Consider the following 8683-nt stretch of genomic DNA (forward strand, 5'->3'; position numbering starts at 1 on the left):
CGGTCACGCGTCCCAGGTGACGGGGAGGCTCTTGACCCCGTAGATGTCCGCGATCTCCGGGCGCAGCGCGACGTCCTCCGGCGGGACGGCCAGGCGCAGCGTGGGGAAGCGGTCGAGCAGGGCGGGGAAGGCGACCTGCATCTCGACGCGGGCCAGTTGCTGGCCCAGGCACTGGTGGATGCCGTGGCCGAAGGCCAGGTGCCCGCCGTTCTGCCGGTGGAGGTCGAGCGCGTGGGGATCGGGGAAGCGGTCGGGGTCGCGGTTGGCGGTGTTGTACGAGAGGATCAGCCGCTCGCCGGCCCTGACGGTCCGGCCGCCGAGTTCGACGTCCTCCAGTGCCGTCCGCATGAACGTCTTGGCGACGCTCAGGTACCGCAGCAGTTCCTCCACGGCCCGGCCGGTGAGCGAGGGGTCGGCGCGCAGCGCGGCCAGTTGCTCCGGGTTGCGCAGCAGCGCGAACGTGCCGAGCGCCAGCATGTTGGCGGTGGTGTCGAGCCCGGCCGCGAGCAGGATCAGACTGATCCCCTTCAGCTCCTCGTCGGTGAGGTCGCTGTCGGTGAGGTCGCTGAGCACGTCGTCGGTGGGGTGCGCGCGCTTGGCGGCCACCAGCCGGGCGAGGTAGTCCTGGGTCGCGGTGTAGGCGGCCAGCATGTCCTCGTCGCTGGTCTCCCCGTTCATGAACGAGTCGACCTGCTCCTGGAAGGAGTCCCGGTCCTGGTACGGCACTCCCAGCAGCTCGCAGATCACGATGGCGGGGATGGGCTTGGCGAACGCGGTCACCAGCTCCGCCGGCGGCCCGGTCTCCTCCATGGCGTCCAGGCGTTCGGTGGTGATCCGGGCGACGCGCTCGGCGAGCAGCCGCATCCGCCGTACGGTGAACTTGCCGGTCAGCGGCTTCCGGTAGCGGCTGTGCAGGGGCTCGTCCATGAGGAGGAACTCGCCGGGCGGCGCCGGAGGAGCCTGGATGCCCCCGTAGTCGATGGTCGGGTGGAGCATGAGCTCCTTGCGCGAGCTGAACCGGGAGTCGGCCAGCACCGACCTGACCAGGTCGTACCCGGTGATCACCCAGCCGGGCTCTCCGCCGGGGAAGGTGAAGCGGCTCATGGGAGCGTGCCGGCGGGCGTCGGTCAGCTCGGCCGGCGGGTCGAAGGGGCAGCCGGCCCGACGTGTCGTCGGCATTGCCGCGAGGGTGTGCGGGGATTCGCTCATGGCCATTCCTCATTTCGCGTTGCCGAGCGTTTGCGATACTGGAAAGCTACGTTGCGTTTTGACGGAGTGTCAATCGCCTTGAAGGCGCTTTCCCAGGTGAGCATCGGCAAATTGATGCAATGACGCTGAACGCGAATGCAATGGCTCGTTGCAATGAAGGATGGCGAAGGCAATGCCGGCGCGGATCAGTCCCGGGCGCGGACGATGACCACCGGGCAGGTCGCGTACTGCGCGCAGTGGGCGCTCACCGAGCCGAGCAGGGCCCGGGTGAAGCCGCCGCGGCCGTGGCTGCCGACCACCAGCAGCTCGGCGTAGGACGACGGCGAGCCGTCGACGCCGACCACGACGCGGGGCGCGGAGTCGTTCGCGTTCATCTGCACCGTCCTGTGGGTCCTCGGCCCCCAGACCACGGTGCTGTCCGCCCGGCGTCGCCGCCACCGCGCCGCCACCGGCGGGCCCGGGCTTCGGGGCCGCCGGCCCGGAACCGCGGTCAGGACCGGTCCTGACCGGTCCTGGCGACCGGTCGTCAGCTGTCGAAACCGAGGCCGAAGCGGTCCAGGGTGCGCAGCCAGATGTTGCGGTGGCCCGCGTTGGCGTCGGCGCGGGTGAGGGCCCACTGGGTGATGCCGATGCCGATCGTGCGGGCGGGCTCCGGCGGGAAGGGCAGCGGCTTGCGGCGGACCAGGTCCAGGGCGGTGCGCTCGGTGCGCTCCCCGCCGAGCAGGTCGAGCATCACCTCGGCGCCGAAGCGGGTGGCCCCGACGCCCAGCCCCGTGTAGCCGGCGGCGTAGGCGACCCGGCCGTCGTGGGAGAGGTCGAAGAAGGCGCTGAACCGGGTGCAGGTGTCGATCGCACCGCCCCAGGCGTGGCTGAACCGGACGCCCTCCAGCTGGGGGAAGGCTCGGAAGAAGTGCCGGGCGAGGGTGGCGAAGGTCTCCGGCCGTTGGTCGCGTTCGGCCCGGACCCGGCCGCGGAACTGGTGGACCACGTCGTAGCCGCCGAACAGGATGCGGTTGTCGGCGGAGAGCCGGACGTAGTGGAAGTGGTTCGCGCTGTCGGCGAAGCCCTGGCGGTTGCGCCAGCCGACCGAGGCGAGCTGCGCCTCGGTGAGCGGCTCGGTCATCAGCGCGTAGTCGTAGACCGGCACGGTGTACGGGCGGTGGCGGCGCAGCAGCGAGGGGAAGGCGTTGGTGGCGAGCGCGACGCGGCGGGCGCCGACGCGGCCGTACGGGGTGCGGACGGTGATTCCGCGTGGGGAGCCGTCCAGGCCGGTGGCCCGGGTGTGCTCGAAGATCCGCACGCCCTGGTCGAGGCAGGCCCGCCTGAGGCCCCAGGCGAGGCGGGCGGGGTTGAGCATGGCGACGCCCTCGCGGTCCCAGAGGGCGCCGAGGAAGGTGGGGGAGTCGATCTCGGCGCGGGCGGCCTCGCGGTCGAGGACGTCGAGCCGGCCGCCGTAGCGGGCGGCGAGTTCGGCGAACTCGTGCAGCTCGTCGACCTGGTGGGGCTCGGTGGCGACGACGAGGGAGCCGGTGCGCTCCCAGTCGCAGTCGATGCCGTGGCGCTGGACGGTGTCCTCCATGGCCTGGAGGTTGGCGGCGCCGAGCCGTTCCAGGGTGTCGAGTTCGTCGGGCCAGCGCTGGTGGCCGTTGGCGAGGCCGTGGGTGAGGCTGGCCTCGCAGAAGCCGCCGTTGCGGCCGGAGGCGGCCCAACCGGTCTCCCGTGCCTCGATGAGGACGACGTCGAGCGAGGGGTCGCGCTCCTTGGCGATGAGCGCGGTCCACAGTCCGCTGTAGCCGCCGCCCACCACGAGCAGGTCGCAGCGCACGTCCCCGACCAGGGCGGAGGCGGGCGCGGGCCGGCCGGGGTCGTCGAGCCAGAACGGTACGGGCTGGGCGTCCTGGAGGGCGCGGACGGGGTCGGCCATGGCGGTGGCTCCTTCGGTGCATGGCTTCGGTGCGCGGAGGGGCTGGGCCTCCGTATGCCGCCATCAGACCTTCGCGTTCGGTTCAACGTCAATGGCGTTGACATAAGGTGCCTGCTCGGGGGGGCTGGTCCGGGGTCCGGGATCTGGGCCGCGATCGCCCCGGCGCCCGGCCGGTCGCGGTGCGCCGGGGTGTGGAACAGCCGCCCGGCGGCCTCGGCCGTCCCGCCCGGCGGAAGGCCCGAAGGGGTGGCTGCTTCGACGGCCGCCGCCCCCTCCGGGGTGCTCGCGTCAGACCACCGGCAGCCCGGTGTAGTTCTCCGCCAGCGAGGCGGAGCCGGCTCGCGAGGTGACCAGGTAGCGCAGGTGGGAGAGCCGGAGCTTGCGGTCGAACTCGCTCTCGCCCGGCGCCGGGTGGAGCAGGGTGGTCATGGTGTACGAGAAGTGCTCGGCCCGCCAGACCCGGCGCAGCGCCGTCTCCGAGTAGGCGTCGAGCAGCGACTCGTCCCGGTCGAGGGCCCAGCGGCCGATGGCCCGGGCGAGCAGGGTGACGTCGGCGACCGCGAGGTTGAGGCCCTTCGCGCCGGTGGGCGGGACTATGTGGGCGGCGTCGCCGGCCAGGAACAGCCGCCCGTGGCGCATGGGTTCGGCGACGAAGCTGCGCATCGGGGTGATGCTCTTCCCGGTGATCGGGCCGCGGGCGAGGCGCCAGTCGGCGTCCACCGCGAAGCGGGTGTCCAGCTCGTCCCAGATCCGTTCGTCGGGCCAGTTCTCCACCGTGTCGTCCGGGTCGACCTGGAGGTAGAGCCGGCTGACCTGCGGGGAGCGCATGCTGTGGAGGGCGAAGCCGCGCTCGTGGTGGGCGTAGACCAGTTCGTCGCAGGAGGGCGGGACGTCGGCCAGGATGCCGAGCCAGGAGAACGGGTACGTCCGCTCGCTGACGGTCGGCAGGCCCTCGGGCATCGACCGGCGGCCGATGCCGTGGAAGCCGTCGCAGGCGACCACGAGCTCGCAGTCGAGAGTGTGTTCGGCGCCCTCGCGCCGGTAGCGGATGCTCGGTGCGGCGGTGTCGATGCCGTCCACCGACAGGGCTTCGGCCTCGAACAGCACGGTGCCGCCGGCCGCCTCGCGCAGCGCGATGAGGTCCTTGACCACCTCCGTCTGGGCGTAGACCATCACGGACCGGCCGTCCGTGAGCGAGGGGAAGTCGATCCGGTGCGAGCGGCGGTCGAAGCGCAGTTCGATGCCGTGGTGCGGCAGGCCCTGGCGGTCCATCCGCTCGCCGGCGCCGGAGGAGCGCAGCACGTCGACGGTGGCCTGTTCGAGGATGCCGGCGCGCTGACGACGCTCGACGTGGGAGCGGTCGCGCAGTTCCAGGACGACGTTGTCGATGCCCTGGGTGTGGAGCAGGTGGGAGAGCAGGAGTCCGGCCGGGCCGGCGCCGATGATGCCGACGCTGGTGCGCATGGGGGTGTGCCTTCCGGTGGTGAGTGTCAGTGGCCAGTGGATCAGTGTGGCCGGGGCGTTCGGCGACCGCGAGGTCCGCGCGGACGTTCCGGGTCGTGGCGGAGGCCGCGTCGGCGGACGGCGTACGGACGTGCGGCCTCGCCCCCGTCGGGGCGCTCGCGGTGGTCCCGCCGGATCTCCGTCTCGTCCGTCATCCCCGATCGGACCTACGGTGTCCGGACGGCCGCCCCAGGAGCCGAACCGGCTCCGGCACCACATCGACCACGAGGCACCGCGCCCGTGCCCGTACAGGAGGACCCGCATGACCACCCCGAGCCCGCAGCCGGTCGTCCCCACCCGCCGGGGCCCGGTGCGCGGCGAGCGCAGGGCCGACGGCAGCACCCGCTTCCTGGGCATCCCGTACGCCCGGCCGCCGGTCGGCGAGCTGCGGTTCGCCGCACCCGTGCCGCCCCGGCCGTGGACCGAGGTACTGGACGCGACGGCCTACGGGCCGACGGCGCAGCGCCGCCCGTTCGGCGAGGTCACCACCATCCCCGAGCCGACCATCGCGGGCGCGGGCACCCTCAACCTCAACGTCTTCACCCCTGACCCCGACCCAGCTGCCGGCCTGCCGGTACTGGTCTGGATCCACGGCGGCGGCTACGTGGCCGGCTGCTCGGCGAGCCCCTGGTACGACGGCGCCGCCTTCAACCGGGACGGCGTGGTCGTGGTCTCGATCGGCTACCGGCTGGGCGTCGAGGGCTTCCTGCACCTGCCGGACGCCCCCGACAACCGGGGCGTGCGGGACTGGATCGCCGCCCTGGAATGGGTACGGGACAACGTGGCCTCCTTCGGCGGCGACCCGGCGAAGGTCACCATCGCCGGACAGTCGGCCGGCGGCGGCGCCGTCCAGACGCTGCTCGCGACACCGGCCGCCCGGGGGCTGTTCCGTGCGGCGATCTCGGCCTCCGGCGCGGTGATGCGCCCGCAGGACCGGGTCGCCGCCGAGGCCGTCAGCCGGGCCTTCGCCGCCCGCACCGGCGTGCCCGCCACGGCGGCCGCCCTGCGGGGCACCACCGACACCGAGCTGCTGGCCCTCCAGGACACCCTCGACACCGGCGGGCCGGACCCCGACGGACTGCCGGCGCTGCCCGTCGCGCCCTTCGCCGACGGCGAGCTGGTGACGCTGCCGGTGCCGGAGGCGCTCGCCGACGCCGACGTCCCGCTGCTGCTCGGCTTCACCGCGCACGAGTTCGCCGCCCCGGCCGCCGAGGGCACCCCGGCGCCGACCGAGGCGGACGAACTGCTCGGCCTGCTGGCCGGGTTGGGCCTGGACGACAGCCGGTCCGCGCGCTTCCTCGCCGAGCGGCCCGGCGCTGCCGGCGGCGACGCGATCACCGACTGGCTGTTCCGTGCCCCCGCCCTGGCCATCGCCGAGGCCCGCAGCGAGCGCCGACGCCCCACCTGGCTCTACCAGTTCGACTGGTCCGGCACCGCGCCCGGCCGCACCGGGCAGGCGTTCCACTGCATCGACCTCCCGTTCGCCTTCGACCTGCTGGACGCCGAGGGCGTCACCGCCGCCCTCGGCACCCACCCGCCGCGGGCACTGGCCGACGCCGTCCACACCGCCTGGGTCGCCTTCGTCCGCGACCTCGACCCGGGCGCCGCCTGGCCCCCGTACGGCGACGGCCGCGCCACCATGCGCTGGCACACCGAACCCCGGGTGGAACACGACCCGCTGCGCACCGTCCGGGAGATCTGGCTCACCTGAGGAGGCCCGCGCAGTGCCGGCGGGGCCTTGGCACGCCGCCTGAGTCCTGCTCCGGCCTTCGGGCGGCCTGATCCTCGCCTCGCGTCTGCCCGGCTAAGGTGCGCACCTGGTCTGCCTCCGCCGGACACGCTGGACGCCGGTGGCCCGGGGTGCGGTGCGGTTCCGGGCCGGTGCGCTGCGGCACTTCCTCGCTGCGGGCGTCGACGAGGTGGCCGACCGGGTGGTGGGTGCCACTGACGTGTGGGTCCGGTGGCATCGCGGTTGGTCGAGGAGGTGCACGCCGCCACTGGCCCCGCCAGGCGCACTTCGGCAGCGACCACCTGACCGGCCTGCTGGCGCGCTTCCCGGAGCTCCTGGCGGACGAGCTGCAGATCGAGTTCTGCGAGGTGGTGGTGGCCTTCGCCCGCTGAACAGGGCCGTCGGCGGGGGCGTCAGGCGTGGACGCCCAGCGTGGCCGGCCGACGGGCATCCCGGCGGGCACCTCGGTCGGCGGGGACGATCCGATGAGCGCGGAGGTCAGCGGGCCGGGGCGGCGGCCGGTTCGTCCGCGTCCTGTCCGTCGAGGGCGTCGCTGAGGCCCAGGCGGAGGTGCTCGATGTGGTAGACGGCCTGGTCGAGCAGTGCGGCGACGTGGTTGTCGTAGAGCGCGTAGACGACCTGGCGGCCGTTGCGCCGGCCGACGACCAGGCCGAGGTTGCGCAGCAGGCGTAGCTGGTGGGAGCAGGCGGACTGCTCCAGCCCGACCTCGGTGGCGAGTTCGGTGGCGGCGCAGGGGCCCTCGCGCAGCCGGGAGAGGATCAGCAGGCGGGAGGGGGTGGCCAGGGCTTGCAGGGTGGTGGCCACCCGGGCAGCGCTGGTGGCGTCCAGGCGCGTGTGCGGGACGGCGGTGGCGGGGGTGGCTCCATGACCCATACGGGCCATAGTACAACTGATGAATGAAGGAACGTTCATATGTTCATGTATCGTGAGTGGCCCATCGGCCCCGCCCTGCCCAGGCCCGCCCCGAAAGGGTCCCGCCCGCCATGTCCTTCACCACCCTGACCGAGCGCCCCGCGCCCCCGGCCGCGCCGCGACCGGACGCCGCGCCCCGGCGGCGCACCCGGGTGCTCGCGCTGCCCGAGGCCCGCTGGGCCGCCGCCGCGACCGTGCTGTTCCTGGTCGCGCTGCCGCTCCAGCTGACCGGCGCGCCCGCCTGGGCCTGGGGCCCGCTGTACGCCCTCGCGTACGCCACCGGCGGCTGGGAACCCGCCTGGGCCGGGCTCCGGGCGCTGCGCGAGAAGACCCTCGACGTCGACCTGCTGATGATCGTGGCCGCGCTCGGCGCCGCCGCCGTCGGGCAGGTGATGGACGGCGCCCTGCTGATCGTCATCTTCGCCACCTCGGGCGCCCTGGAGGCACTGGCCACCGCCCGTACGGCCGACTCGGTGCGCGGGCTGCTCGACCTCGCCCCGGCCACCGCCACCCGGCTGCTGCCCGACGGCGGCGAGGAGACCGTGCCGACCGGGCGACTGGCCGTCGGCGACACCGTGCTGGTGCGGCCCGGCGAACGGATCGGCGCCGACGGGCGGGTGCTCGACGGCGCGAGCGACGTCGACCAGGCCACCATCACCGGCGAGCCGCTGCCCGTCGCCAAGCAGCCCGGCGACGAGGTGTTCGCCGGCACCCTCAACGGCACCGGCGCACTGCGGCTGCGGGTCGAGCGGGACGCCTCGGACACGGTGATCGCCCGGATCGTGAAGCTGGTCGAGGAGGCCTCCGAGACCAAGGCGCCCACCCAGCTGTTCATCGAGAAGGTCGAACAGCGCTACTCGATCGGCATGGTGGCCGCCACCCTCGCGGTCTTCGCCGTCCCGCTGGCCTTCGGCGCGGCCTTCACCGGCTCGCTGCTGCGGGCGATGACCTTCATGATCGTCGCCTCGCCGTGCGCGGTGGTGCTGGCCACCATGCCGCCGCTGCTCTCCGCCATCGCCAACGCCGGACGGCACGGCGTCCTGGTCAAGTCCGCCGTCGTGATGGAGCGGCTGGGCCAGGTCGACGCCGTCGCGCTGGACAAGACCGGCACCCTCACCGAGGGCACCCCCCGTCTCACCGACCTGCTGCCGCTCACCCGGTCCGGCCTCACCGAGGACGAACTGCTGGCCCTGGCGGCCGCCGCCGAGCACCCCAGCGAGCACCCGCTCGCCCGCGCCGTCGTCGACGCCGCCCGCGGCCGCGGCCTGACGATCGCCGTGGCCGGGGACTTCATCTCCACCCCCGGCGTCGGCGTCACCGCCACCGTCGGCGGCAGGGCGGTCGCGGTCGGCGCACCCGCCCGGCTGACCAGGGGGCCCGCCGTC

Annotated in this window: 7 protein-coding genes and 1 pseudogene; 3 read left to right on the plus strand and 5 right to left on the minus strand. The window is 73.9% G+C overall.

All coding sequences use genetic code 11. The annotated features are described in order from the left end of the window. Positions 1-3: 3 nt before the first annotated feature. From BU198_RS11845 to BU198_RS11860, 4 genes and pseudogenes are all read right to left on the minus strand, one after another. Entirely contained in the window at positions 4-1209 is a 1206-nt protein-coding gene (locus tag BU198_RS11845; protein WP_188296795.1) for a cytochrome P450, read from the minus strand. A 185-nt stretch (positions 1210-1394) separates the two neighbouring features. Continuing rightward, a pseudogene (locus BU198_RS11850) lies at positions 1395-1520 on the minus strand (universal stress protein); the annotation flags it as partial. 215 nt (positions 1521-1735) lie between these two features. After that, positions 1736-3133, minus strand: a complete 1398-nt coding sequence (locus BU198_RS11855; RefSeq protein WP_188296797.1) for an NAD(P)/FAD-dependent oxidoreductase — start codon at positions 3131-3133, stop codon at positions 1736-1738. A 288-nt stretch (positions 3134-3421) separates the two neighbouring features. Beyond that, entirely contained in the window at positions 3422-4597 is a 1176-nt protein-coding gene (locus tag BU198_RS11860; RefSeq protein WP_188296798.1) for a 4-hydroxybenzoate 3-monooxygenase, read from the minus strand. 301 nt (positions 4598-4898) lie between these two features. On the opposite strand from BU198_RS11860, the gene BU198_RS11865 reads away from it, so the two are divergent. Both BU198_RS11865 and BU198_RS11870 read left to right on the plus strand, forming a co-directional pair. Continuing rightward, positions 4899-6347, plus strand: a complete 1449-nt coding sequence (locus BU198_RS11865; RefSeq protein WP_188296799.1) for a carboxylesterase/lipase family protein — start codon at positions 4899-4901, stop codon at positions 6345-6347. Positions 6348-6574: 227 nt separating this feature from the next. Further along, the gene (locus BU198_RS11870) at positions 6575-6757 is read left to right on the plus strand and encodes a hypothetical protein (protein ID WP_188296800.1); all 183 of its coding nucleotides are present in this window, start codon (positions 6575-6577) and stop codon (positions 6755-6757) included. Positions 6758-6863: 106 nt separating this feature from the next. Here the strand turns inward: BU198_RS11870 and BU198_RS11875 are convergent, their stop codons facing one another. Beyond that, positions 6864-7259 (minus strand): ArsR/SmtB family transcription factor, encoded by a 396-nt coding sequence (locus BU198_RS11875; RefSeq protein WP_188296801.1) that lies wholly within the window; start codon positions 7257-7259, stop codon positions 6864-6866. A 110-nt stretch (positions 7260-7369) separates the two neighbouring features. Here BU198_RS11875 and BU198_RS11880 point away from each other — a divergent pair. Beyond that, the coding region (locus BU198_RS11880) for a heavy metal translocating P-type ATPase (protein WP_188296802.1) at positions 7370-8683 on the plus strand (1314 nt) is incomplete at its 3' end.

Source organism: Streptomyces sp. CBMA156 (assembly GCF_014596515.1).
GTDB lineage: Bacteria > Actinomycetota > Actinomycetes > Streptomycetales > Streptomycetaceae > Kitasatospora.

Coding starts and splice junctions, on each gene's coding strand:
- BU198_RS11845 (WP_188296795.1), bottom strand. CDS start 1,209: ATGAGCGAATCCCCGCACACCCTCGCGGCAATGCCGACGACACGTCGG.
- BU198_RS11855 (WP_188296797.1), bottom strand. CDS start 3,133: ATGGCCGACCCCGTCCGCGCCCTCCAGGACGCCCAGCCCGTACCGTTC.
- BU198_RS11860 (WP_188296798.1), bottom strand. CDS start 4,597: ATGCGCACCAGCGTCGGCATCATCGGCGCCGGCCCGGCCGGACTCCTG.
- BU198_RS11865 (WP_188296799.1), top strand. CDS start 4,899: ATGACCACCCCGAGCCCGCAGCCGGTCGTCCCCACCCGCCGGGGCCCG.
- BU198_RS11875 (WP_188296801.1), bottom strand. CDS start 7,259: ATGGGTCATGGAGCCACCCCCGCCACCGCCGTCCCGCACACGCGCCTG.